This window comes from Actinosynnema sp. NPDC059797, assembly GCF_042732085.1.
Lineage (GTDB): Bacteria > Actinomycetota > Actinomycetes > Mycobacteriales > Pseudonocardiaceae > Actinosynnema.
This window is the reverse complement of the sequence record NZ_JBHWIE010000090.1, coordinates 1-24457: the sequence shown is the minus strand read 5'-3', so window position 1 is coordinate 24457 and position 24457 is coordinate 1. Positions and strand designations below refer to the sequence as shown.

Annotated in this window: 23 protein-coding genes and 1 pseudogene; 16 read left to right on the top strand and 8 right to left on the bottom strand. The window is 72.5% G+C overall.

What is annotated here, in order from left to right:
• The 6 genes and pseudogenes from ACFV4N_RS21225 to ACFV4N_RS21200 all read right to left on the bottom strand — a co-directional run.
• Positions 1–329, bottom strand: a pseudogene (locus ACFV4N_RS21225) (hypothetical protein); the annotation flags it as partial.
• Entirely contained in the window at positions 326–1462 is a 1137-nt protein-coding gene (locus ACFV4N_RS21220) for a glycosyltransferase family 4 protein (protein ID WP_499674286.1), read from the bottom strand. The gene ACFV4N_RS21220 and the pseudogene ACFV4N_RS21225, both read right to left, overlap by 4 nt.
• 170 nt (positions 1463–1632) lie before the next feature.
• Complete coding sequence (locus tag ACFV4N_RS21215; RefSeq protein ID WP_499674285.1) at positions 1633–2826, bottom strand: endonuclease/exonuclease/phosphatase family protein; 1194 nt, start codon at positions 2824–2826, stop codon at positions 1633–1635.
• A gap of 73 nt (positions 2827–2899) precedes the next feature.
• Positions 2900–4003 carry an NAD-dependent epimerase/dehydratase family protein gene (locus ACFV4N_RS21210; RefSeq protein ID WP_499674284.1) on the bottom strand — a complete coding sequence of 368 codons (1104 nt, stop codon included), beginning with the start codon at positions 4001–4003 and terminating at the stop codon, positions 2900–2902.
• Positions 4000–5430 (bottom strand): aspartate aminotransferase family protein, encoded by a 1431-nt coding sequence (locus ACFV4N_RS21205; RefSeq protein ID WP_499674283.1) that lies wholly within the window; start codon positions 5428–5430, stop codon positions 4000–4002. Before ACFV4N_RS21205 ends, ACFV4N_RS21210 begins: the two co-directional genes overlap by 4 nt.
• Positions 5431–5706: 276 nt before the next feature.
• Positions 5707–6696 carry a hypothetical protein gene (locus ACFV4N_RS21200; RefSeq protein ID WP_499674282.1) on the bottom strand — a complete coding sequence of 330 codons (990 nt, stop codon included), beginning with the start codon at positions 6694–6696 and terminating at the stop codon, positions 5707–5709.
• Between the two features lie 200 nt (positions 6697–6896).
• On the opposite strand from ACFV4N_RS21200, the gene ACFV4N_RS21195 reads away from it, so the two are divergent.
• Positions 6897–7079, top strand: a complete 183-nt coding sequence (locus tag ACFV4N_RS21195) for a hypothetical protein (RefSeq protein ID WP_499674281.1) — start codon at positions 6897–6899, stop codon at positions 7077–7079.
• Between the two features lie 152 nt (positions 7080–7231).
• On the opposite strand, the gene ACFV4N_RS21190 is transcribed toward ACFV4N_RS21195, so the two are convergent.
• Complete coding sequence (locus ACFV4N_RS21190) at positions 7232–8302, bottom strand: aspartate-semialdehyde dehydrogenase (RefSeq protein WP_499674280.1); 1071 nt, start codon at positions 8300–8302, stop codon at positions 7232–7234.
• Positions 8303–8763: 461 nt separating this feature from the next.
• On the opposite strand from ACFV4N_RS21190, the gene ACFV4N_RS21185 reads away from it, so the two are divergent.
• From ACFV4N_RS21185 to ACFV4N_RS21170, 4 genes are read left to right on the top strand one after another with little or no spacing between them, the layout of a single operon-like run.
• Positions 8764–9426, top strand: a complete 663-nt coding sequence (locus ACFV4N_RS21185; RefSeq protein ID WP_499674279.1) for a YbaB/EbfC family nucleoid-associated protein — start codon at positions 8764–8766, stop codon at positions 9424–9426.
• A gap of 7 nt (positions 9427–9433) precedes the next feature.
• Positions 9434–9754, top strand: a complete 321-nt coding sequence (locus tag ACFV4N_RS21180) for a type VII secretion target (protein ID WP_499674278.1) — start codon at positions 9434–9436, stop codon at positions 9752–9754.
• A gap of 16 nt (positions 9755–9770) precedes the next feature.
• Complete coding sequence (locus ACFV4N_RS21175) at positions 9771–10901, top strand: hypothetical protein (protein WP_499674277.1); 1131 nt, start codon at positions 9771–9773, stop codon at positions 10899–10901.
• Positions 10901–11713, top strand: coding sequence for a hypothetical protein (locus ACFV4N_RS21170; RefSeq protein WP_499674276.1), 813 nt, complete (start codon positions 10901–10903; stop codon positions 11711–11713). Before ACFV4N_RS21175 ends, ACFV4N_RS21170 begins: the two co-directional genes overlap by 1 nt.
• Before the next feature lie 78 nt (positions 11714–11791).
• Here the strand turns inward: ACFV4N_RS21170 and ACFV4N_RS21165 are convergent, their stop codons facing one another.
• Positions 11792–11977 (bottom strand): hypothetical protein, encoded by a 186-nt coding sequence (locus ACFV4N_RS21165; protein WP_499674275.1) that lies wholly within the window; start codon positions 11975–11977, stop codon positions 11792–11794.
• A gap of 128 nt (positions 11978–12105) precedes the next feature.
• Between ACFV4N_RS21165 and ACFV4N_RS21160 the strand changes: the two genes are divergently transcribed.
• The 11 genes from ACFV4N_RS21160 to ACFV4N_RS21110 all read left to right on the top strand — a co-directional run bounded on the left by ACFV4N_RS21160 (position 12106) and on the right by ACFV4N_RS21110 (position 24257).
• On the top strand, positions 12106–13551 hold the full coding sequence (locus ACFV4N_RS21160) for an ATP-binding protein (RefSeq protein ID WP_499674274.1): 1446 nt from the start codon (positions 12106–12108) through the stop codon (positions 13549–13551).
• A 104-nt stretch (positions 13552–13655) separates the two neighbouring features.
• Entirely contained in the window at positions 13656–14051 is a 396-nt protein-coding gene (locus ACFV4N_RS21155; protein WP_499674273.1) for a GntR family transcriptional regulator, read from the top strand.
• Positions 14048–14947, top strand: a complete 900-nt coding sequence (locus ACFV4N_RS21150) for an ABC transporter ATP-binding protein (protein WP_499674272.1) — start codon at positions 14048–14050, stop codon at positions 14945–14947. Before ACFV4N_RS21155 ends, ACFV4N_RS21150 begins: the two co-directional genes overlap by 4 nt.
• A complete protein-coding gene (locus ACFV4N_RS21145) occupies positions 14944–15921 on the top strand; it encodes an ABC-2 membrane transporter-related protein (protein ID WP_499674271.1) in 978 nt (325 codons plus the stop codon). Before ACFV4N_RS21150 ends, ACFV4N_RS21145 begins: the two co-directional genes overlap by 4 nt.
• Before the next feature lie 469 nt (positions 15922–16390).
• The gene (locus tag ACFV4N_RS21140) at positions 16391–18055 is read left to right on the top strand and encodes an RICIN domain-containing protein (protein WP_499674270.1); all 1665 of its coding nucleotides are present in this window, start codon (positions 16391–16393) and stop codon (positions 18053–18055) included.
• A 169-nt stretch (positions 18056–18224) separates the two neighbouring features.
• Positions 18225–18917: a response regulator transcription factor gene (locus ACFV4N_RS21135; RefSeq protein ID WP_499674289.1), complete on the top strand. Its 693-nt coding sequence runs from the start codon at positions 18225–18227 to the stop codon at positions 18915–18917.
• Positions 18895–20679, top strand: coding sequence for a sensor histidine kinase (locus tag ACFV4N_RS21130; protein WP_499674269.1), 1785 nt, complete (start codon positions 18895–18897; stop codon positions 20677–20679). Before ACFV4N_RS21135 ends, ACFV4N_RS21130 begins: the two co-directional genes overlap by 23 nt.
• A gap of 47 nt (positions 20680–20726) precedes the next feature.
• Positions 20727–21296, top strand: coding sequence for a hypothetical protein (locus ACFV4N_RS21125; protein WP_499674268.1), 570 nt, complete (start codon positions 20727–20729; stop codon positions 21294–21296).
• Positions 21293–22357 carry a peptidoglycan-binding protein gene (locus tag ACFV4N_RS21120; RefSeq protein WP_499674267.1) on the top strand — a complete coding sequence of 355 codons (1065 nt, stop codon included), beginning with the start codon at positions 21293–21295 and terminating at the stop codon, positions 22355–22357. Before ACFV4N_RS21125 ends, ACFV4N_RS21120 begins: the two co-directional genes overlap by 4 nt.
• Positions 22354–23046: an ABC transporter ATP-binding protein gene (locus ACFV4N_RS21115; RefSeq protein ID WP_499674266.1), complete on the top strand. Its 693-nt coding sequence runs from the start codon at positions 22354–22356 to the stop codon at positions 23044–23046. The genes ACFV4N_RS21120 and ACFV4N_RS21115 overlap by 4 nt, the downstream gene beginning before the upstream one ends.
• Positions 23043–24257, top strand: a complete 1215-nt coding sequence (locus ACFV4N_RS21110; protein WP_499674265.1) for an ABC transporter permease — start codon at positions 23043–23045, stop codon at positions 24255–24257. Before ACFV4N_RS21115 ends, ACFV4N_RS21110 begins: the two co-directional genes overlap by 4 nt.
• Positions 24258–24457: the final 200 nt, after the last annotated feature.

The window sequence follows — 24457 nt, the reverse complement described above, 5'->3', positions numbered from 1 at the left end:
GTGGGGTGGAGCCGGTCGCGTTCCCGGTCCAGCCAGTCGTTGAGCACGTAGACGGCGCTGGACGCGGCGACGAACGCGAGCAGCGCGGCGGGCAGCATCCAGGGGTGGCGCGCGATGGCGGCCGGGTCGACGGCGAGCGGCGCGATCGGCACGAACGCGTTCTTCACCCACTGGCGGGGCCGCAGCAGCGCCAGCCACGCGGGCAGCCGCGACCGGCGGGGCTCGGCCGGCGGGTCGACCTTGGTGACGACGTGGACCGCCTCGTCCAGGCGGGGCAGTTCCTGCCCCCCGACGCGGTAGGGCGTGAGCGCCTGAGGCGTCGTGGTCATGGCCGCACCCCTGTCAGGATGGCCCGGTAGGCCTCCTCGTGCGCGTCGAGGAACGCCTCCCCGCCGAACAGCTTGGTCGCGGCCTCCTGGCCGACCTGCCGGTCCTCGGGCGGCAGCGCCGCCATCTCCAGCAGCGCCTCCCGCAGCGCCACCGGGTCGCGGGGCTCCACCAGGCGGCCGAAACCCGTCGCCTCCACGGGGTAGCGGGAGCCGGGCAGGTTGGTGGTCACCGACGGCTTGCCCGCCATCATCGCCTCGACCTGCACGATGCCGAAGGACTCGGAGATCGAGGGCAGCGCGAAGACGTCGATCGAGGCGTAGAAGTCGCGCACCCGCTCGCCGCGCAGCAGCCCGGTGAAGCGGATCCGCGGGTCGTTCCCGGCCTCCTCGCGCAGTTGCGCGATGTTGCTGCCGCCGGCGACGGTGGTGTAGTCGCCCGCGATCAGCAGCCGGGCGGCGGGGTCGTCGATGCCGCGGAACGCGCGGATCAGGTACTCGATGCCCTTGTCGACGGTGATGCGGCCCATGAAGCCGATGTGCAGGCCGTCGCCCTCGCGCATGGTCGGGCTGCCGCCGTTGCGGTCCACGCACGGGGAGGCGATGGGGCGCAGCGCCCGGCGGCGGATCACCGGCCAGATCCGGGAACCGCGCGCCTGGTCCTCGCTGTTGGTGATGACGAGGTCGGCGCGGCGGATCGCGGCGGCGCAGGAGGCGTCCACCACGCGCATCCCGAACCGGTTGATCGGGCTGTCCGGCAGGAAGGTGTCGATGTGGTAGGTCACCACCATCGGGGTCTTGCGCCGCAGCGCGGCGACGAACGCGGCCTCCGGGTTGGGCAGGTGCATGTGGAGGAGGTCGGAGCGGGCGGCCAGGCGCGAGGCGAGCAGCGGCAGGTGGGGCGCGATGAAGCCGCGGCTGACGTGGGCGAGGACCGGCGCGCGGAAGACGTGCACGCCGTTGATCACCTCGTGGGTCGGCAGGGAGCGGTCGTGCCGGGCGCAGACCACGGCGATCTTCCAGCCGCGGGCGACGAGGCCCTCGGCGGTGATCCGGGCGGCCTCGGTGAGGCCGGAGACGTAAGGCGCGTAGTAGTCCAACATCACCGTGACGTCGAACCTGTCGGGTAGCCGCATGGTGAGGTCCCTCTCGGTGGCGCACCGGCCGCGGACGGCGTCCGGGCGGTGCGGGTGGTCGGTCAGGGCAGGACGGTGGGCGTGCAGGGGTGACGCGGGTCGTTCCCGGCGGTGTGCGGTGTGCGGTGTGCTGTCTGCGCGAGGGGCGAGGGGGTGGGGTCCCGGGCCGGTCAGCCGCCGTCGGGTGACGGCCGGTCGGCGCCGCGGACGACGACGGTGAACTCCTGGACGGCGTGGTCGGCGAAGCCCCCGCTGTCGGTGAACCGGTACTCCGGCACGGACACCTCGCCGGTGGTGAACAGCCAGTCCAGCCGCCACACCCGGGGCACCGGGTAGTCGGCGAGCGGCCAGGAGAAGGCGGGCAGCGCACCGGGTGAGTGCGCGGCCGCGCCGTCGCCGAGCCGGAGCAGGCTCCCCAGCCAGGGCGAGTTGAAGTCCCCGGCCACGACGGAGGTGTTCGGGTTGCCCGCGAGGTCCGAGCGCAGCGCGTCCGCCTCGCGCGTCCACCAGTCGTGCTGCTTGGCCAGGAAGTTCCAGAACCGGCTCGTCAGCGGGTTGTCGCCGACCCGGAACGGCACCGGGAAGTGGACGTTGTAGACCGACAGCACCCGGCCGGGGCCGACGCGCAGGTCGGTGCGCTGCGCCTTGCCGCCCCGCCAGTACCAGGCGTTGTCGGTCGCCGGCACGTCGCGGGCGTGGACGGCGGCCACCGGCAGCCGGGAGAGGGTGAGCAGCTCGCCCTCCACCACGACCTCGTAGCCGGGGAACTCGGCGCGCAGCCGGGCCAGGCGGTCGATCAGGACCGGCCCCTCGCCCTCCCAGTGCAGGTACTCCTGGAGGAGGTAGACGTCGGCGTCCTTCTCCCGCAGGAAGGCGTAGAACGCCTCCGGGTCGTCGGCCATCTCCCAGTAGTCGGTGTTCCAGGAGACGATCGACACCTCCGCGTCGCCCGGCCCGGCGGGTCGGGTGTCGCCGCGCCAACCGGGGCCGACGCCGGACAGGTACCCGCCGGCCAGCAGCAGCACGACCAGGACGGGCGTGAGCCGGCGGCGGACCGGGCGGGCGAACCACACGACGGCCAGGAGCAGGGCCGGAGCCGCGGCGAACGCCACCGGGGGCACCGCCTCGACCAGGAACCACACCCACCAGCGGCCGGTCAGCGCCACGTGGAGGAGGAGGAAGGCGGTCCAGGCGGCGGTGGCGGCCACGACGAGCCTGGTGCCCAGGCACCAGCGCCGTGCTCCTCCCGCGCCGGTCCCGTCGTCCGCCGGGGTGCGCGCGGCGCGGCCGCCGTCGTCGTCGCCCGGTTCCCCGTGCCGCGCTCCTCCGCTCCCGACGGCGGTGGTCGCCTCGGTCGTGGACATGGTCGTGTCGCCTCCTCGGGCATGACGGGGTGAGGTGGCCGGCGTCGGCGCCGGCCACCCCGGGGTGAGCCGGTCAGAAGAAGACCTTGGCCAGCTTCAGGGCGCCCTGCTTCCAGGGCTCCTGGCTCGTCCGGCCGGTCGCGCGGCCGGCGGCCGGGGCGCTGCCCGCCGCGACCCGCGCCTCGCGCCACCACGCGTAGGTCTGGAGGATGGCCTCCTGGTTGGAGAACTTCGGCACGAAGCCGAGCCGCTCCCGGATCTTGTCCACGCTGACGTAGGAGTCGGCGAGCAGCTTGAACAGCAGCCGCCCGTAGACCGGGGACATGCCGGTGCGCTCCAGGGCGCGCAGCACCGCCACCGCCGGGCGGCCGGGGACGGACTTGACGCGCTTGCCGTGCCCGGCCGCGTCCAGCACGACCTGGAAGTCCTCGCGCAGCGTGCCGAACTCGGCCGCGCCCACGTTGAACGTGTCGTTGACGCGGTCGGCGGGCGCGGTCAGCACGGTGTGCACCGCGTCCACCAGGTCGGACAGCGCCAGCATCTGGATGCGCACGTCACCGCGGCCCAGGACCGGGAAGTTGCGGCCCTCCTCGGCCCACTCGTAGAGCATGTCGAACAGGCCCATCCGGCCGGGGCCGAGGAAGGTCTTGGGCCGCAGCACCGGCAGCAGCATCCCCGCCTCCCGGTGCCGTTCCGCGATGACCTCGGCCTCCGCCTTGGCGCCGCTGTAGGTGTCCACCGGCTCGCGCGGGTGGTCCTCGGGGGTGGGCACCAGCTTCGGCAGGCCGTAGACCGCGGTGGACGACACGTGCAGCACCCGGGGGACGCGCGCGGCGCGGGCGGCCTCCAGCACCGTGCCGGTGCCCTCCACGACGATCGAGCGGATGTCGGCCGCCGGGTAGCTGGGCAGCGCGGAGGCGCAGTGCACCAGGGCGTCGGCGCCGGCCACCGCCTCGGCCACGGCCCTCGGGTCGCGGATGTCGCCGGTGAACGGCACCAGGCCGGGACCGGGCTCGATCGGCCTGATGTCGAAGGCGCGCACCTCCACGCCCTCCGCCCGCAGCCTGCTCACCAGTTGGGAGCCGAGCACGCCGGCCGCGCCGGTGACCGCGATCCGGGCCGGCAGTCCCGCCGGCGGGGCGGTGTCGCGCACGTCGTCCGGTCGGTTCGCGTTCACCACAGCGAGCTCACCCGCTCCCGCACGAAGCGCCGGACCAGCCGGCCCATGCCCTGCTCCAGCACGGCTTCGAAGGCGTCGAGGAAGCGCTCGCACTCCTCCACCCCCGCCACCAGCGGCGGCGCGACCACCAGCGGGCTGCGGCCGTTGAGGGTGTTGTAGGTGTAGATGTCGTGCTCGCGGTAGAGGGCGTCGATCACCGCCGCGGTGATGATCTTGGTGCGGATGAGCGGGTCCTTCGCCGGGCCGCCCACCGGCAGCTTGCCCACCATGTCGAGGACCTTCGGCCCGCCCGCCAGGAAGACGCCGTGCAGCGCGCCGGCGCCCGCCACCTCCGAGATGAGGTCGGGGTAGGTCTTCTGGATGCGCTCCAGGCCCGGCCGCAGCACCTCCTCGATCGCCCGCGCCCGCGCCGGGAAGTCCTCCTCCACGGCGACCGCGATGGCCTCGATCGCGGTCGCCGCCTCCTCCCCGAAGCCGTAGTACGTGGTCGACGTGGACTGCATCATCGCGTCCGTCATGTTGTCGTAGGCGCGCCGGAAGATCGGCTCGCGCGCCACGTACGCCGAGATGGACGACTTGCCCCCGCCGAACGACTTGGACGTCGTCACCACGTCGGGGACGAGGCCCTCGTAGCGGGTGAAGTAGAACAGGCTGCCGGTCTTGCCCCACCCGGTGTAGATCTCGTCGAAGATCAGCACGATGTCCTCGGCGGTGCACAGCTCCCGCAGGCCCCGCAGGAACTCCTCCGAGCACCAGCGGATCGTGGAGGCGCTGAACGGCTCGATCAGCAGCGCGTACACGTCGCTGCGCCCGTTCGCGTCCCGCGCCTCGGCCAGCGCTCGGCGCACCGAGTCCAGGTCGCCGTAGGAGAAGGTGCGGATGCCCGGGATCGTCGGGAACGCGAAGTGGTTCTGCGTGCTGCCGGTCAGGCCGCCGGAGCCGAGCAGCTTGCCGTGGAAGCTGATGTCGGAGCGCAGGATCGTGTTGCGCCGCCCCTGGTGGTACTTGTAGGCGAGCTTGACCGCGCCCTCCACCGCCTCGGCGCCGGAGTTCGGCAGGAACGAGCGGTTCAGGTCGCCCGGCAGCAGTTGCGCCAGGTTGTGGCCGAGCGCGGCGAGGTAGGGCGAGAAGTAGGTCTTGTGCACCTCCATCCGCCGCTGCTCCTGGAAGCGACGGCGGGCGGCGAGGATGCGGGGGTGGTTGTGGCCGTGGTTGAGCACGCCGACGCCGCCGGTGAAGTCGAGGATGCGCCGCCCGTCGCTGGTCCACAGGTAGGCGCCCTCGGCGCGTTCGACCAGCTCCCGGCCGAAGCCGAACGAGGTCATCAGCCGGACCTGGCTCTTGTTGATGTACCGGCGGTGGAGGTCGTGGACCGAATCGACGTCCAGGCGCTCGGCCTCTTCCAGACCGATCAGGTCTGCCATCGGTTCTCCTCTGCGCGGGATGGGCACGCCACCCTGCGCCCCGCTGCGGGGCCGGCGACGTGCGGGACCGCTCCCAGAAGCCGGCACCCCGCCGGCTCGGCGATCTCGTGTCGCCAAGCTCGCACGGATGGCGGCCGCTGTTCGAGGGATGGCGGGTGTCAGCAGGCGGACCGGCCGGAAGTGGACAGCGGGCGGACGCCGGGCGCGGCTCGCCCGCCGGACGACGTGCGAGCCGCGCTGACCTGGCCTTTTCCGCCGCGCTCCGGTGACCGGGGGTCACGACCGGTGCGCGGCGCCCTCCCCGGGGGTCGACGCCTCGCGGCGGCCCACCAGCAGCCCGGCCTGGAAGCGGCTGCTGGCCCCGAGCTCCTCCATGAGGGTCGAGATGTACCGGCGGCAGGTGCGCGTGGCCATGCCCAGGCGGCGCGCGATGACCTCGTCCTTGAGCCCCATGCCCATCAGCCGCAGGATCGAGGCGCGCAGCTCGGAGCCGACGTGCTGGCCGTCCTCGACCGGGTCCGGTTCGGGGAAGGGCTGGCCGACCTGCCAGGCGGCCTCGAAGGAACGGCACAGGTAGGCCACGAGCGTCGGGTCGGTGACCACCGCCGCCCCCGGCGCCTCCTGCCCCCGGCGCTCCTTCGGCACGAACGCGATGCGGCGGTCGTAGATGATCAGCCGCTCGGACAGTTCCTCCGCGGTGCGCACCTCGCCGCCCGCGTCGTTGACCCGCTTGGCGTAGGCCCGGGTCGCCATGCTCGACCGGGCCGTGTGCTGGTAGAGCGTCCGGATCCGCACGCCGCGGCGCAGCAGCTCCTGCGTGTGGACCAGGTCGTCCTGGAGCAGGTGCGCCGCGCGGCCGCCGCCGGGCTGCAGCGCCATCCGCTCCCGCGTGCAGCGGTGCCGGGCGAGGTCGAGTTCGCGCTGCACGTCCGCCGCGCTGTCCAGCACGTGGATCGGGGCGTTCTCGCGCGGGTGCTGCTCGGCCGAGCGGTAGACGGTGGCGAGGGAGCGCAGCTGGCGGTGTATCTGGGAGATCTGGCGGCGCTGCCGGGAGATCGCGATCTCCAGGCCGGAGACGAGTTCGGCCTCGACGATCTCCGGGTCCAGCGGGACCGCCGGTCCCCCCTCGGCGGCGTCACTGAGGAGCCGCAACTCCTGCAACCGCTTGCGGGCCTCGGCCACCCTCGGCAGCTCCACGTCGAGCTGCTCGGCGATCTCCTCGTCGAGGAAGATCCCGGCCCGGACGCCGGCCCGGTAGGCGTCCATGACAACATCGTCCAGTAACGGCTGCTCGTCCACCGATCCCATCTCCCCCTGGGCGCGACATCCACTTCATCCGGTTTCCACTTGTGGCCACTCCACCATAGGACACCGGTGATCACTCGAAGTCGAACGCGATAGTTGGCAACCTTCGCGACGTGCCAGGTGCTTCGGCACCACACCACCCGGGTATCACTGGAGATGAGATGACACACCTTCGGCGCCGGTCCTCCCGCGAGCTGACCGGTCTCGTCCTCACCGCGGCAGCCCTCGGCGCGGCGCGCATCCCGGTACCGGTCACGGAGTCGGGTGCCCGGAGCCGGTCGGGCGGGCCGAGCGACGACAGGTGGGACTTCGCCCTCCCGGGCGACCGGGCGGCCCTCTGCTGACGAACGGCCACCACCGACGAACGGGCGAACGGCCTCCACCGACGAACGGCGCAGCCCCGCGGCTCCCCGTTCCTTCGCCTTCCCGCACCCGCCATCCCCGGCCAACGGCGCCCGGGGTGGCGGGTTCGGGGCGCGTGGGGCCGGACGAGGCCTCAGCCGGCCCGGCCGGACCGCTCCGCGGTGAGGGAGAGCGCCAGGCGGGCGATGTGCAGCGCGTTGAGCGCCCCCGCCGCGCGGAGGCTGTCGAAGGTGATCCACAACCACACGGCGCGCGGGTCGTGCGGCGTGACCCGCACGCGACCCACGTGCACCACGTCCGGGTCGTCCGCGGTCAGCGGGGTCGGCGCCGCGGCCCCCGGCGGCTCGGCGTCGTACACGCGCACGCGGGGCAGCGACGCCAGCAGCGACACGAGGTCCCGGCGCGGCACCGGTGACTCCGCCTCCACGAGCACCGCGGCGGAGTCGCCGCTGACCACCGGCACGTGGACGCAGGTGGCCGTGACGTTCAGCCACGGCCGGCCCAGCAGCCGGCGGGTCTCACCGGCCAGCCGCTGCTCCTCGGAGGTGAAGTGGTTGTGGAGCACCCCGCCGACCGCCGGCACCACGTTGAAGGCCAGGGGGAAGGGCGCGCTGTTGGCGGGCAGCTCGGCGTCCGGGTCCTGCAACGCCAACTCCGCGCCCTCCAACAGCTCCTCGACGCCCTGGCGGCCGAGGTGGGTGGCGGCCTGGTAGGTGCTCAGCACCACCTGGCGGACGCCGTAGACCTCCTGCAAGCGGTGCAGCAGCCTGGTCAGCGCGGCGGCCATCGGGCTGGGGCTGGCGATCAGGCCGTCGACGGGGTGGCGGTCCAGCAGGTGGCCGTTGACCTCGGGCACGATCAGCGGGACGTGCCGGTCGCGGTGGAAGGCGCCGCTGAGGTCGATCACCAGCGCACCCGCCGCGCGGGCCGCGTGCGCCCACCCGCGGCTGACGTCCTCGCCGGCGCAGAGGAACACCAGGTCCCCCCGCGTGAACTCGACCTCGCCCGCCGACGTGTGGCGCACCTGGTGCAGCGAGCCGCCCACGACGACCCGTCGGCCGGTCGAGCGGGGCGAGGCGCACAGCACCAGCTCGCGGTCGGCGAGGGGCTTCTCGTCGACCAGCTCCAGCAGGGCGGAGCCGAGCGCGCCGGTGGCGCCGACCACGACCAGGCGAGGCGACACGGTGGCAGAGGAAATCACCATGAATTCTCTTCTCGATCCGAGTGACTCCCGACGCGACCACGCCCGAGTGGGACCACTCCCTTCAACTCTCGCCATATAACCGCCGACCGGCCGACCGGAGAAGCCGAACCCGTTGTCCAGAACCGGCCTGACCAACACCTGACACCGCACTTGACCGGTCCAGTCCAACCCGACCGGCCACCGGCGGCCCGACGAACGATCAGGAACCCACCGCGACCGGCCCGGAACCACGACGACCTCATTACCGGTTTTACGGGCTACTCGGAATAAATCAACCGCCGGCGGCACGCACGCGCGGTGCCGAATCGGTGTGGTCGATCACCGGTCCGGGCGGGTCCCTGCCGCGGCAACACGCTCGGTTCGATCAATCGAGCCCGGCGCGGACCGCCCGTCCGCCACCATGGTCCCGCTCATCGGCACCACGCGTGCCACCGAGGCGGAACGCACCCGGAGGTCTTGTCGTGTCGGCCGAGTTCGACCAGCTCGTCGCCCGGTTCGAGCAGTTCCAGGCCAGACTGCACCGGGTCGACGGGCAGTTCGCCGGCATCGACGAGATGCAGCGGGAACTGGTCGCGCTGGAGGCGGTGGCCACCTCGCCGGACCGCGCGGTGACCGTGGTGGCGGGCCCGTCCGGGTCGATCAAGGACATCCGGTTGACCGAGCAGGCCATGCGCCGCCCGCCGCAGGCGCTGGCCGCCGCGTTGATGGCGACCCTGCGCCAGGCCGTGGCCGAAGCCGCGCGCCGCCAGGCGGGCATCGTGGAGCACGCGCTGGGCGACGACATGCGCCTGACCGACCAGGTGCTGGAGACCCAGGCCCAGCTGTTCGGCGTCACGCCGGGGGAACTGCGCGCCATGACCGAGCAGGCCGGCCAAAACCGGCCGCCCGCCGGACCGCCCCACAGCGGTCCGCCGCCGATGGCGCCGCCGCCTCCCGGCCCGCCCGCCGCGAACCCTGGCGCGCACCGGGTCCCGCCCCGCCGACCCGCGCCCGCCGAGGAACCCGACGACTTCTCGCAGCGCCGGTTCCTCCGGGACGACCAGCCGCCTCCACCCCCGCCGCCGGGCCCCGCGCGGGACCGGGACGGCCGTTTCCTGAACCTCTACGACGACGAGGACCGGTGAGCCCGCGATGAGCGGCTTCGACGTCAACCCCCGGGAACTGCGGGCCTTCGCCGCCGACCTCGACGGCCACCGCGCCACCGCCGCCGAGATCGCCGGCCTCGTGGCCAAGGCGGATGTGTCGAACAAGTCGTGGGGCGTGGTCGGCCTGTTCGTCAAGGACGGCTACGCGCAGATGCTCAACGACCTCAACGACCTGTTCACCGCCATGCAGGAGGGCCTGCGATCCGGCGCGGACAAGTTCAACGGCGCGGCGCAGGGCTACGACGCCCAGGAGGAAGCGATCAAGCAACTCCTGAACGGCCTGCGGGTCGAGCTGGACGGGCAGTGAGGACGGGGCACCCACCATGGCGGAAGTGAAGACCACGGCCGGCGGCGTCGAGATCACCGTCGGCGAGAAGGACACCGGCCAGAAGGTGGCCGAGGCCGTCCCCTTCTACGGAAACTACCTCAAGACCAAGGAAGCGCTGGGCAAGGCCACCGACAAGGGCGGTGCCGAAGTCACCGGCCTGGCCTCCGAGGCCACCGGCCTGATCGGGGCGCTCGGCACGTCGGCGTACGGCATCGCCACCGACCCGCTCGGCCGGCTGGTGGGGCAGGGGCTGAACTTCCTGATCAGCGTCGTGCAGCCGCTGGAGGACGCGATCCACTTCGTCAGCGGCGACGGCCCCGCGCCGGCCCAGGCCGCGGAGAACTTCAACGCCATCGGCAAGGGCGTGGCCGAACTGCGCAAGAAGTTCGACGAGGACCTGCGGAACTCGGTCACCGGCTGGGGCGGCCCCGCGTCGGAGGTCGCGGGCACGAAGCTGGGCGAGTTCGCCGCCGGCATCGACGGCGTCGCCGGGCAGGCGGGCGAACTGGCGCAGATGCTCCAGATCTCCAGCATGATCATGACCATCGTCGAGGACTTCATCAAGGCGATCCTCACCGAGCTGGTCACCTGGCTGGTCATGATCTGGATACCCGCCCTGGCCGCGGCCGTGCCCAGCTTCGGCGCCTCCACCGCCGCCGCCGGCGCCGCGACCGGCGTGCGCGTCGCCGCCACCGGCAGCCGCGTGGCCCGCATCGTGGCCAGGCTCAAGCAGTTCCTGGGCAGGATCCTCGACTTCCTGCGCAACCTCGCCGCGCGCGTCGGCAACGTCAAGGCCGCCTTCCAGCGCTCCATGGCCAACAAGCAGATCAGCCACGCCCTCGCGGTCGAGATGAGGAAGGAGAAGCTGCCGGGCAGCAACTCGCCGATGGTGAAGATCTGGGACAAGGACGGCATGCTCGGCGAACGCATGCAGAACGGGTTCGCCGGGTCGGTGAAGAAGGCCGCCTTCGACGCCGCGCGATCCCAGTTGGGTGTCGGCACCGGTCCGAACGCCGGTGTCGACAAGCCCTTGCGGAACATCGGTTCGGGCCAGAAAGCCGCCGAGTACGACAACACCGGTTCCGACCAGTCGAAGCAGGAAACCGAAGGGTACCTGGACATCTGATGGAGTACGTCCTCGACCTGGCACCGCTCATCGCCATCATCCTTGCCCTGGTCGGCCTCCTGGGCTGGTCGATGTGGCGCAAGGAGCGGAAGGCGCAGCGGGAACACGCCGATGCGCTGGCGGCGCTGGCCGACGCGCTCGGGGGGAAGGTCGTCGGTCCTACCGAGGCCCGCGCGTGGTCGGCCGACCTGCTGCCACCGATGAAGAACGACACCGAAGGCTTCTTCGGCTGGCTGGGCACGGTACGGCGCCCCCGCTTCGAGACCGCGCTGGACTTCCGGCGGGGTAACTGGTCGGTGCGCGTGAGCGAGGCGTCGATGAAACAGGCCACCTCGACCAGCGCGGCGGTGTTCTACGAGCACCGGATCGAGGTGGCGACCTCGCCCCTGCCCGCGGTGAAGATCTGCCGGCGGCTCCACGAGGGCTTCATGGGACGACCGCTGACCCCGGCCCAGGCCCAAGCCGTCGGACCGGCCGGCGAAGCGCCGCTCACGGTGACGCGGGAACAGCGGCAGTGGTCGAGGGTCGCGCTGCCGCAACCGGCGGACCACGAGTTCACCGTGTTCTCCACCGACCCGGCCGCCGTGACGCGGGTCTTCACCCCCCAGGTCGCCGAATGGCTGGTCACCGAGGCCGGCCCCAACCCGTTCCAGAGCCCCATGCCCATCCTCCTGACCCTCGAAGCGGGCTTCGCCTACGCCACGGCGTCCGGGCGGATCGACCCGGACCAGGTCCTCGCGCGGATCGACGTCATCCTGTGCCTGCTCGACCGACTGGGCGCAAGACCCGCCGACCCGCCCGCGACGGCCTGAGCCTCACCGGGAAGGCCGGTTCAGAAGCCAGGGCGCGAACCCGGGAGCGGAACGGAAAGCTCTGGGGTGCCGAGGCGCTCACGCGCCGGCTCCGAACAGCTCGCCCAGCAGAGCCGCGGCGGTGTCGGGGGCGCGCACGGTCAGCTCCAGCGCGGCAGGCGTCAGGCGCAGGGTGAAGTCGAAGAACGCGCAGCAGTCCTGCTCCGCCGCCGCCAGCGCGGCGACCTCGGCACCCGCCTGTCCGTGACCTGCAAAAGAACCCACTGGCGCGACGGCCGCGTCCCGCTCTGGCTGACGGTCCAGACTCCGTGACCAGTCCCGGCCGTGTCACCTCACCGCTTCCCCTATCGGTGTAGATGCAATCTATGTAGATCGCATCTACACTGACGTCCATGTCAGGTTTCGTGGGCAGACAGGCCGAGTTGCGCCTCTTGCACAAGCGCCTCGACCGGGTGATCACCTCACGGGAAGGGGCCGCGATCGCCATTCGCGGCCGACGGCAGGTGGGCAAGTCCCGGCTGGTCCAGGAGTTCTGCGACCGGGCCGATGTCCCCTACTTCTACTTCGCCGCCACCAAGGGCGCGTCACCGGTCGAGTCGATCACCGCTTTCCTCGCCGAACTCGCCGACTCGTCCCTGGTCGCCGGCCAGGTCGGTCCGCCCACCGGGGTCACCGGCGGATGGCCCGACGCCTTCCGCGTCCTGGGCGCGACGCTGCCGGACACGCCGACGGTCGTCGTACTCGACGAGTTGCCGTGGTTGGCCGAACAGGACGAGGTCTTCGACGGCGCGTTGCAGACCGCCTGGGACCGGCTGTGGTCGCGGCGCCCGGTGTTGCTGGTGCTGCTGGGCAGCGACCTGCACATGATGGAGCGCCTCACCGCCTACGACCGCCCCTTCTACGGGCGCGCGGACAACCTCGTCCTCGGACCGCTCAACCCCGCCGAGACCGGCCACGCCCTCGGCCTGGGCGCGGCGGACGCCATCGACGCCCACCTCGTCACCGGCGGACTGCCCGGCATCATCCGCAGCTGGCCCCATGCCATGCCACCAGCCGACTTCCTGCGCAGGGAATGCGACGACCCGGCCGCACCGCTGTTCGGCGTGCCGGAATCCTCCCTGCTGGCCGAATTCCCCTCACCCGACCAGGCCCGCCGCGTCGTGGAGTCGATCGGCGGGGACAACCGCACCCACGCCAACATCGCCGCCACCGCCGGGAGCAACCAAGGACAGATCCCCTCCGGGACGCTGTCACCGCTGCTGCGCCGGCTGACCGAGGAGAAGCGGGTCCTGGCGGTGGACCACCCGCTCTCCACCAAACCCGGCAAACCGGGCCTCTACCGGATCGCCGACAGCAACCTGCGCTTCTACCTGCCCATCGGACGCGCCATCCAGGAGCAAGCGCGCCGCGGACGACCCCATGTCGGCGCACGTGCACTTCAACGCCAGTGGACCAGCTGGCGCGGACGCGCCGTCGAACCGCTCATCCGCGAAGCACTGGAACTCGCCGGACAGGCCGGCGAACTGCCCTGGCCCGACACCGCCGCGGTAGGCGGCTGGTGGAACCGACAGCACAACCCCGAGGTCGACCTCGTCGGGGCCGACCGCTCCCCCGTCGCCGGCCGCATCGACTTCGCCGGCTCGATCAAGTGGATCGGCAGCCCCTTCGACCGCCACGACCTCGAAACACTCCGCCACTCCGCCAACCACGTCCCAGGTTACGACACAGACCGCTCCGGACTGGCCGTCGTATCCCTGTCCGGCACCGACATCGACACCGACGACGCCGACCTCGTCTGGGGACCGCAAGAGGTCATCGACTGCTGGAACACCGGCTGAACAGCCCGACGACCTGTGCCGCTCGCGCGCACCTCGTCGGTCCGTTGTCACCGTCGCCGACTTACTGCTTTACTATGGTACTAGCAAAGCAGTAAGGGGCTACCGTGTTCGTCTTCCGGCTCGACACCCACTCCGGCGTGCCGCCGTACCTGCAACTCGTCCAGCAGGTCCGCCAGGCGGTGCTGCTGGGCTTCCTCCAACCCGGTGACCGCCTCCCGCTCATCCGCGAGGTGGTCGAGGACCTGGCCATCAACCCGAACACCGTCGCCAAGGCGTACCGGCAGATGGAGCAGGAGAACCTGGTCACCGGCAAGCCCGGCCAGGGCACGTTCGTCAACGAACAGCAGTCGGCCGTGATGCCCGCATCGACGTACACGTCGCTGCGCCGCGGCCTGGAAGCCTGGCTGCGCCGCGCCTACGCGGCCGGCCTCGACGAGCAGGCGGTCGACGCGCTCCTCACTTCCGTCCACCAGCGGATGAGGAACGAGGGCGTGGCGTGACGGCCACCGGGTTCGCGCTGCGCACCGACGGCCTGGGCAAGCGGTACCGGAAGGGCTGGGCGCTGCGCGACTGCACCCTGGACCTGCCGGCGGGCGGCGTGATCGCCCTGGTCGGGCCGAACGGCGCGGGCAAGACCACGCTGCTGCGCCTGGTCGTCGGGTTGCTGGCACCGACCACCGGAACGGTGGAGGTCCTCGGCCACGACGTCACCGCCAGCACCCCGCGAACCCTGTCCCGGATCGGGTTCCTGGCCCAGGACCACCCGCTGTACAAGCGCTTCACCGTCGCCGAGATGCTCCGCTTCGGCCGGGCCTGCAACCTGCGGTTCGACCAGGCGCTGGCCGAGCGCCGGCTGGCGAAGCTGGGCATCCCGCTCGACCGCAGGGCCGGCGCGCTCTCCGGCGGGCAGCAGGCCCAGGTCGCGTTGGCCCTGGCCCTGGCGAAGCGGCCGGACCTGCTCGTCCTCGACGAGCCGGTGGCCAGCCTCGACCCGCTGGCCCGGCACGAGTTCCTGCGGGTCCTCATGGGCGCGGTGGCCGAAGGCGGGGTGACCGTCCTGTTCTCCTCCCACGTCGTGCACGAGCTGGAGCGCGTCTGCGACCACCTGGTCGTGCTCAACCAGGGCCGGGTCACGCTCGCGGGTGACATCGACACCCTCCTCACCGAGCACCGGCTGCTCGTCGGCCCGCGCACGGCCACCGACCTCGACCGGGCCGGCGCCGTCGTGGAGGCCGTCCACAGCGACCGGCACACGACCCTGCTGGTGCGCGACGGCGGACTCCCGGCCGCGCCCGGGTGGCAGGACCGGCCGGTCGCGCTGGAGGACCTGGTGCTGGCGTACCTGCGCCGGCCGTCCGAGCCGGGCGCCGAGGTTCCGTCGGCGGGTGCGGCATGACGTGGTTGATCTGGCGCCAGCACCGGACCGAGGTCTGCGTCCTGGGGCTGCTCGTCGGCATGTTCGGCGTCGCCCTGCTCGTGCTCGGGGCGCAGGCCCACGACCTGTTCCCCGGCGGTCCCGCCCGGTGCGCGGGAGAGGCCGGTGTCACCGAGGCCTGCGAGGCTTCCTTCCGCCGGCTCGACGAGGAGTACGGGTACGTCGAGAACCTCCTGACGGCCTTCAACCTGGTCCCCGTCGTCATCGGCGCGTTCCTCGGCGCGCCGCTGCTCGCGCGCGAGCTGGAGGACGGCACCTGGCAGCTCGCCTGGACGCAGGCCGTGCCGAGGATGCGCTGGCTGGCGGCCAAGCTCGCGGCGCTGGCGGGCGTCACCGCCGTGCTCACCGGGGCGTTCACCGCGGTGGTCACCTGGTTCCGCCGGCCGTTCGACGCGTGGGAAGGGCGGTTCCAGTACGACGCGTTCGACCTGGAGGGGCTCGTCCCGGTGGCGTACGCGCTGTTCGCGTTCGGCGTCGCCACCGCCGCCGGGGCGATCCTGCGGCGCGGCCTGCCCGCGTTCGGCGTCGCGTTCGGGGCGTTCCTCGCCGCCCGGATGTCGGTGGCGCTGCTGGCCCGTCCCGCGTACGCCACGCCGCTCACCACCGTGGAGCCGGTCCCCGTCGGCGGCTCGGAGGACCAGGCGGGGCACCGGCCCGCACCCGGCTTCGCCGACTGGACGATCGAACGCGGCTACGCGGACGCCACCGGGCGCAGGCTGAGCTGGCCCGAGTACTACGAGCTGGAGGCCGCCGCCAACGGGGCCGGCGTCAACCTCAACCAGTTCCTGCACGCGCGGGGCGTCCGGCAGTTCGAGGTCCACCACCCGGCCGACCGGTTCTGGGCGTTCCAGCTCATCGAGGCGACCCTGTTCGTCGCCGTCGCGGCGGTCCTGGTCGGCGTGGTGGTGTGGCGGGTCCGGCACCGCGTGATCTAGCGCCGTGACCACGACCGCTCACGGTGCCGGTTGACACGCCTAACGGTTCGCCAGGTTTGGCGGGCACGGTCCGGACCGGCTCTCGACGGCCACTGCCGAGTTGAATGCGACCGCCGGCGCCCCATTTGTTCACAAGTGTGACCGGCACCCGTCGATCCTGTTCACAAGTATGACCGCACGCATTGGTCCCGCAGCCGGCGGGAGATCAGTCGAACCGACCTTGAGCTGGGCTTTCGCCCATATTCGACGCCTAATCGACACCGGCCGCCAAAGCCGTTATTGACCGGCGACTTCCGAACCATCTAGCATCCGACGGAAGGCGATTTCACACAACGACGTGAGGAAGCAATTCGGACGCGCGGAATTGGCCACCGCGTGCCGGTGGATTTCTTGCCGGCGGGTTCCGCCCGGCGCGAACAATCGCCACCGCCGGTTCCGGCGTCCGGGTGGGCCAGGAGCGGAGTAGTCGATGAATGTTCAACCCCCCACCACGCGCGCCGCACGGCCACGCGGCGCGCGATGGCGCGCGGGCCTGGCGGCAGCGGCGGGCGCCACGGCGTTGGCCGCCACGCTCGTCGCCTGGCCGGTCACGACCGCTTCGGCGGCGATCGGCGCGGGCACGTACACGGTGAAGAACGTGGGCAGCGGACACTGCCTCGACGTCCCCAACGGGACCACGACCGCGGGTGTCCAGCTCCAGCAGGCGTCGTGCGGCGCCGCGGGCAGCCAGCAGTGGAAGCTCACGGCGGTCAGCGGCGGGTACCGGATCAGCTCGGTCGCCACGGGCCTGTGCGTCGGCGTCCAGGACGCGTCCACGTCGGCGGGCAAGGCGGTCCAGCAGGTCGCGTGCACCGGCGGCCCCGGCCAGACCTGGACGGCGACCGCGAGCGGCAGCAACTACCGCCTGGTCGACACCAACAGCACCAAGTGCATGAACATCAAGGACGGCTCCACCGCCGCCGGCGCCGGGGTGCAGATCAACTCCTGCGACAGCGTGGCCACCAAGCAGTGGACGTTGACCCCGGTGGGCGGTGGGCCGACCTCGACCTCCACGTCAACGTCCACGTCCACCAGCACGACAACATCGACCACCACGACCACGACCACCACGACGTCGAGCCAGAACCCGCCTTCGGGCACCGCGACCGGTTACGCGTCCCAGAACGGCGGGACCACCGGCGGCCGGGGCGGGGCGACGGTCCGGGCCGGCACCGGCACCCAGATCCACCAGGCCCTGTGCACCCGGGCCACCAGCGCCACCCCGATCACCATCGAGGTCGAGGGCACCATCAACCACGCCAACACCGCCAAGGTCTCGGGCAACAGCTGCTCGACCGCCGCCGGGGTCATCGAGCTCAAGCAGATCAGCAACGTCACCATCATCGGCGTGGGCAGCGGAGCCGTGTTCGACCAGCTCGGCATCCACATCCGCGACTCCCGCAACATCATCATCCGCAACGTCACCATCCGCAACGTCAAGAAGTCCGGCTCCCCCACCTCCAACGGCGGCGACGCCATCGGCATGGAAAGCGGCGTCCGCAACGTCTGGGTCGACCACGTCGACCTGCTGGCCTCCGGCGGCGAGTCCGAGGGCTACGACGGCCTGTTCGACATGAAGGACGACACCCAGTACGTCACCCTGTCCTACAGCAGGCTGCGCAACTCCGGCCGCGGCGGACTGGTCGGCTCCAGCGAGAGCGACCGCTCCAACGGCTTCGTCACCTACCACCACAACCTCTACGACAACATCGACTCGCGGACGCCCCTGCTGCGCGGCGGCATCGGCCACATGTACAACAACCACTACGTCAGCCTCAACGAGTCCGGCATCAACTCCCGCGCCGGCGCCAGGGCCAGGGTCGACAACAACTACTTCAAGAACTCCAAGGACGTCCTGGGCACCTTCTACACCAGCGAAGCCGGCTACTGGCAGGTCAGCGGCAACATCTTCGACAACGTCACCTGGTCCGCCCCCGGCACCGACACCAACCCCGCCGGCCCCGACGTCACATCCACCACCACCGTCACCATCCCCTACGCCTACTCGCTCGACCAGGCCGGCTGCGTGCCCGGCATCGTCAGCCGCACCGCAGGCCCCAACACCGGCCTGAAGGTCTCCAACGGCACCTGCTAACCGCAGGGCCCCGCACGGCGGCTACCGAGCCACACCGGCCCGGTAGCCGCCGTCTCGACGTGGAGGCCCGGGCACGGCGCCGGCGCCCTGTACCGTTGCGGTGCGCGGCTCGGGGCGACCGCCCGGGCCAGAGGGTGATCATTGCGCGCGTCCCGGGGGGAGATACGTGGTGTGCGCCTACGTGCTCGTGGCCGAGGACGATCCCAAGCAGGCCGAACTCGTGCGCCGGTACCTCGTCCGCGAGGAGCACACCGTGCTGGTCGTGCCCGACGGACGGGCGGCGATCGACGAGGTGCGGCGGAACCGACCCGACCTGCTCGTCCTGGACGTGATGATGCCCAAGGTCGACGGCATGGACGTCTGCAGGGTGTTGCGCCGCGAGTACGACCTGCCGGTGCTGATGGTGACCGCGAGGGCCGGTGCCGACGACAAGTTGCTCGGGTTCGACCTCGGCGCGGACGACTACCTGACCAAGCCGTACGACCCACGTGAACTGATGGCCCGCGTGCGGTCGTTGCTGCGACGCGCGCAACGCCCCACCTCCGCCGCGCCCCGGATCGGCGACCTCGTGCTGGACCCGATCCGCCACGAGGTGCGCGTCGGCGACCGCCGGGTCTCCTGCACGCCCGCCGAGTTCCGGCTCCTGGCGACCATGGTCGCGGCGCCGGACCAGGTGTTCAGCCGGGGCCAGCTCGTGGAGCAGGCGTTCGGGCTGGACGGTCACCTCACCGAGCGGACGATCGACGTCCACGTCCGCAACCTGCGCAAGAAGATCGAGGCCGACCCGCGCGAACCGGAGTACCTGCGCACGGTGTACGGCATCGGCTACAAGATCACCGATGGTCGTCGGCTCGGCGGCTGACGCCCGGCGGCGGTACGGGCTGCGGGCGCGGTTGGTGGCCGGGACGGTGCTGGTGGCGATGTGCTCGATCGCGGCCACGGCGTGGCTGTCGGTGCAGAGCACGACGGGGACGATCCGGGCCGAGCGGGGGCAGAACCAGGCGACCGTCGCGCGGGTCTACGACGGTGTGCTCGCCTACGCGGCCACCCACCCGGGCTGGCAGGGCGTGGCGCCCGTGCTCGCGGACCTGAGCCGGGAGACGGGGCTCCGGATCGGCCTCACCACCGGCAACCGGGTGCCCATCGCCGGTGCGTTCGGACCGGACGACCCGCCGTTGCCCTCGACACCGGCCGCGGTCGCCGATCCGCTGGCGGTCGACGTCACGCTGGCCCCGCGGGCCGCGGACGACCGCATCGACCCCCGCGCGGTCGGGCCGTTCCGGCTGCTGCCGGCCGAGCGGGCGCAGGTCAGGGCGGAGGCGGAGGCCGCGGCACGATGCGTGCGGGCCGGCGGCGGGTCCGCCGCGGTGGTCGAGTCGGCGAGCGGGCGGTCCTTCGTGCGCGCACCCGGCGGGCTCGGTGGCTGCGACCGCACCGGCGTCGCGGAGGACGCACCGGTCCGGAAGCCGCAGCCCACCGAGGCACAGGCGTTGCTGATCCTCAACAGCTACCTCGACACGTGCTTCACCGACCGAGCCGCGCGCGGCTCCCGCGCCGTGCTCACCGGGTCCGGCGGTTTCCTGCGCGTCGACGAGCGCACCGACCAGCAGCTCTTCTTCGAGTGCCTGAGCTGGGGCAGGCACCTGCTGCTGACCCCCTACGTCACGCCCACGGCGCTGCTGTTCGTGAGCACGCCCGCGGAACCCGCCGTGGTGGGGCTGCCGGCGGCGGGCACCACGCGGATCGTCGTGGCCGCCGCGGTCGTGCTGGTGCTGACCGTCGGGGTCAGCCTGCTGCTCGCCACGCCCGTGCTGCGCTCGCTGCGGGTGCTCACGTCGGCGACCCAGCGGATGCGGTCCGGCGACCGCGCGGCCCGTGCCGACGTCGGCGCCAGGTGGGAGGTCGCCGAACTGGCCGCTGCCTTCAACCAGATGGCCGAGCACCTCGCCCGGGTCGAACGCCAACGCACCGACCTGGTCAACGACGTCTCGCACGAGCTGCGCACCCCGCTCGGCAACATCCGCGGCTGGCTGGTGGCCGCTCAGGACGGCGTCGCCGAGCTGGACACCGACCTCGTGGAGTCGCTGCTGGAGGAGACCATGGTGCTCCAGCACCTGGTCGACGACCTCCAGGACCTGGCCGAGGCGGAGGCCGGCGAACTGCGCCTCCGACCGGAGCCGGTCGACACCGGCGCCCTGCTGGCCCAGGTCGCGGCCTCGGCCGACCACGCCGCGACGGTGGCCGTGACGGCCGAGCCGGACCTGGTGGTGCGCGCCGACCCGGTGCGACTGCGCCAGGCGGTGGGCAACCTGGTCACGAACGCCATCCGGCACACACCGCCGGACGGGAGGATCACGCTTCGGGCCAACGGCGCGGGCGACGAGGTGGTCATCGAGGTCGCCGACACCGGCAGCGGCATCGCGCCCGAGCACCTGCCGCACGTGTTCGACCGCTTCTGGCGGGCGGACCGGTCCCGCAGCCGCGTCACCGGCGGGCGCGGGCTGGGGCTCGCGATCACCCGGCAACTGGTGGAGCTGCACGGCGGCACCGTGTCGGTGACCAGTGCCCCGGGTGTCGGCACGACGTTCACCCTGCGCCTGCCGCGACGGCGTGAAGATATCTGAACACCGTCCCAAGAGGATCTTCACATCCGTTGGCCACCATGGGTGCCATGACCCCAGTCGCCCGTGTGCTCGCACTCGCCGCCCTGGTCGTGCTGACCGCGTGCTCCCCGACACCCGGACCGGAGCCCCGCGTCGCGACCCTCGAGACCGCGGGGTCGGCCGCGCCGAGCGCGTCCGCGTCGCGCGCCGAGGCCGCGGCGAGCAGGCCGAGGGAACGGCTCGACATGACCGTCGACGACATCAACGTGCTGAACGAGGCCTACCTCCGGTGCCTGGCCGAGAACGGGCACGCCAAGGGCCGGGCGACCGGTGGCGACGCCGGTTCCGCGGTGGCACCCGGGCCCGACCGCGACGCCGACGCGGAGGCCGCCTGCCTCGGCGAGAAGCCGCTGCCGCCGTGGGAGTACGACACGGCGAACCCGGAGTCCGCGGATTTCGTGCACGCGGTCGTGCAGTGCCTGCGGGACAAGGGGGTCCGTCACGTCCAGGAGGAGCCCGCAGTCCCCGGCGACGACCGCAGGGTGCTCTCGTTCGGCGGCCCCGACAACGACGCCACGTCGATCTCGAAGGGCCTGGACCTGATCGGCGTCTGCGAGAAGGAGCGGATGAACCGGTGAGGAGGTGGTTGCCGCCCGCGCTCGCCGCGGTGCTGGTCGTGGGCGCCGGAGGCGTGTTCGCCTGCAGCAGGCTCACCGGGGAGCCGCCCGACCCGGGGCCGGTCCGGGCCGCCGCGGCGGACACCGCGCTCGTCGAGCGGACCGATCTCGCCACGTCCGTGACGATCGGCGGCACGCTCGGCTTCGGCCCGCCGACGACGCTCACCGGCCACAAGGAGGGCACGCTGACCTGGCTGCCCCCGGTCGGCACGGTCGTCGACCGCGGGGAGAAGCTGTACGAGGTGAACGCCCAGCCGGTGCCGCTGCTGTTCGGCGACACCCCGCTGTACCGCACGATCGAACGCGGGATGACCCCCGGGCCCGACGTGGCCGAACTGGTCGCCAACCTCCGCGCCCTGGGCTACCGCGACCCCGGCGAGGGTGACGCGTTCACCGAGGACACGCACGACGCGGTCAAGCGCTGGCAGAAGAACAACGGGCTGCCCGTGACCGGCTCCCTCGCCGTCGGTGACGTCGTGGTGCTGCCGGGCAAGCTCCGGGTCGCCTCGGTCGCGGCGCGGCCGGGCACCCCGGCGACGGAGGACGTGTTGACCTACACGCGCGTCGAGAAGGTGGTGTCCGTCAGCCTGGACCCGCGGCAGGTCGACGTCGCCGCCGTGCGCCCGGGCGACGAGGTGCGGCTCGGTCTGCCGGGCGGGACCGAGACCACCGGCACCACCAGCGCGATCACCAACGCCGCCGCGCCCGGCGAGGGCGCCTCCGACCAGGGCGAGCAGGCGCCGCAGGTCGCGATCGTCACGATCGACGACCAGGGCGCGGTCGCCGGGGTCGACTCCGGCTCGGTCCAGGTGACGGTCGTCACCGAGACCGCCGGGAACGTGCTCGCCGTGCCGGTGACCGCGCTGCTCGCGCTCGACGAGGGCGGGTACGCGCTCCAGGTCGTGTCCGACGACGGTGGCACGCGGCTCGTCGGCGTGCGGACCGGCATGTTCGCGGGCGGCCTGGTCGAGGTCGTCGGGGACGGGCTGGTCGAGGGCACGAGGGTGGTCCGGGCGTCATGACGGTGGTGCTGGCCGTCCGACACGTGACCAAGGTGCACCCCGGCGGGGTGCGTGCGCTCGACGACGTCTCCCTGACCGTCGAACGGGGTGAGCTGCTGTCGATCGTCGGGCCGTCCGGGTCGGGGAAGTCGACGCTGCTGAACCTGATGAGCACCCTGGACCGCCCGAGCAGCGGGACCGTCGAGGTGGGTGGGCAGGAGGTGTCGGAGTTGTCCGACCGCGGGTTGTCCGCGCTGCGGGCCCGCCGGATCGGCCTGGTGTTCCAGCAGTTCCACCTCGGCGACGGGCTCACCGCGGCCGAGAACGTGGCGACCGGGCTGCTCTACGCGGGTGTGCCGAGGCGCCTGCGGCGCCGGCTCGCGGTCGCCGCGCTGGCCCGGGTCGGGCTCGCGGCGCGGACCGAACACCGCCCGCACCAGCTGTCCGGCGGTGAACGCCAGCGCGTGGCCATCGCGCGGGCACTGGTCAACGAGCCGGCGATCGTGCTCGCCGACGAGCCGACCGGCGCGCTCGACACCGCGACCGGCCGGAACGTGATGGCGCTGCTGACGCGGCTGAACCGGGACGGCACGACCATCGCCGTCGTCACCCACGACCGCGACGTCGCGGCCTCGCTCCCGCGCCGGGTCACCCTGCGCGACGGTCGCGTCCAGTCCGACGTCCGGCTCGGGAGAGGGGCCACCCGGTGAAGCGGGAACCGGCCGCGCCGGTCAGGCTCAGCCCGGTCGACCTGGTGGGGCTCGGCCTGGTCGGCCCGAGGACCCGTCCGCTGCGCGCCCTGCTCGCCGCGCTGGGCATCGCGATCGGCATCGCGACGGTGGTGGTCGTGACCGGGATCCCGGCTTCCGGCCAGCAGGCGCTCGACCGGCAGCTCTCCGCGCTGGGCGCCAACCTCCTGCGGGCGCAGGCGACGTTCGACCAGGTGACCCAAGAACTCCCCCCGGTGCCGGAGGACGCGGCCGCGATGGCCGCGCGGATCGGCCCGGTGGAGCGCACGAGCGCGGTCGCGAACACCCATGCGCAGGTCCGGCGCTCCGACCGCATCCCACCCGAGTTCTCCTCCGGCTTGACGGTGCTCGCCGCGCGCACCGACCTGCTGCCCGCCATCGGCGCCCGCGTCGCCTCCGGCCAGTACCTCACCGACGGCACGTCCGCCCTGCCCGTGGCGGTGTTGGGCGACGAGGCGGCCACCCGGCTCGGCATCACCGACCTGCCCCCCGGGTCCCCCGCGCCGACCGTGTGGCTGGGCAACCGGTGGTTCACGGTGATCGGCGTGCTCGCACCGATCCCCCTCGCGCCCGACGTCGAGCGCTCCGTGCTCGTCGGCTGGTCCGCGGCCGAGCGGTGGCTCGACTTCGACGGGCACCCGACCGTGGTGTACGTCCGGGCGCAGGAGCCGCAACTGGAAGCCGTGCGGTCCGTGCTGGCCGCGACCGTGTTCCCGGAGAACCCGGCGCGCATCGAGGTCAGCCGCCCGTCGGACGCCCTGACCGCCAAGAGGATCGCGGAGACCACGTTCTCCGGGCTCTTCCTCGGCCTCGCCGGGGTGGCGCTGCTGATCGGTGGGATCGGCGTGGCCAACACCATGGTGATCTCGGTGCTGGAGCGCAAACGGGAGATCGGGCTCCGCCGCGCCCTGGGTGCCACGAAGGGGCAGATCCGCGCGCAGTTCCTCGCCGAGTCGGTCGTGCTGTGCCTCGTCGGCGGGTTGACCGGGGTGGCGATCGGCGTCCTGGGCGCCGCGAGCTACGCGGCCGCCCGCGGCTGGCCGGCCACCATCCCGCCGCTCGCCGCCGCGGGTGGCGCGAGCGCGGCGCTGCTCATCGGCGTCCTCGCCGGCTTGTTCCCCGCCATCCGGGCGGCACGCCTCAGCCCCACCGAAGCGCTGTCGGCGGCGTGACCCGCCCGAGCCCGGCCACCCCCGCGGCCTCGGCGCGGTGGTTGCCACACGGCTGAGTACTATGCAACATAGTACTCAGGTGCCCGATCCGTGCCGGCACCCCAGACCCGATCTCGCGATCCACGAGGCCATGCAGCGCAATTCGGCGAACACCACCGTCCACGGGCGAACCCCGTAACAGGGTGTAGCGTGGTGGGTGG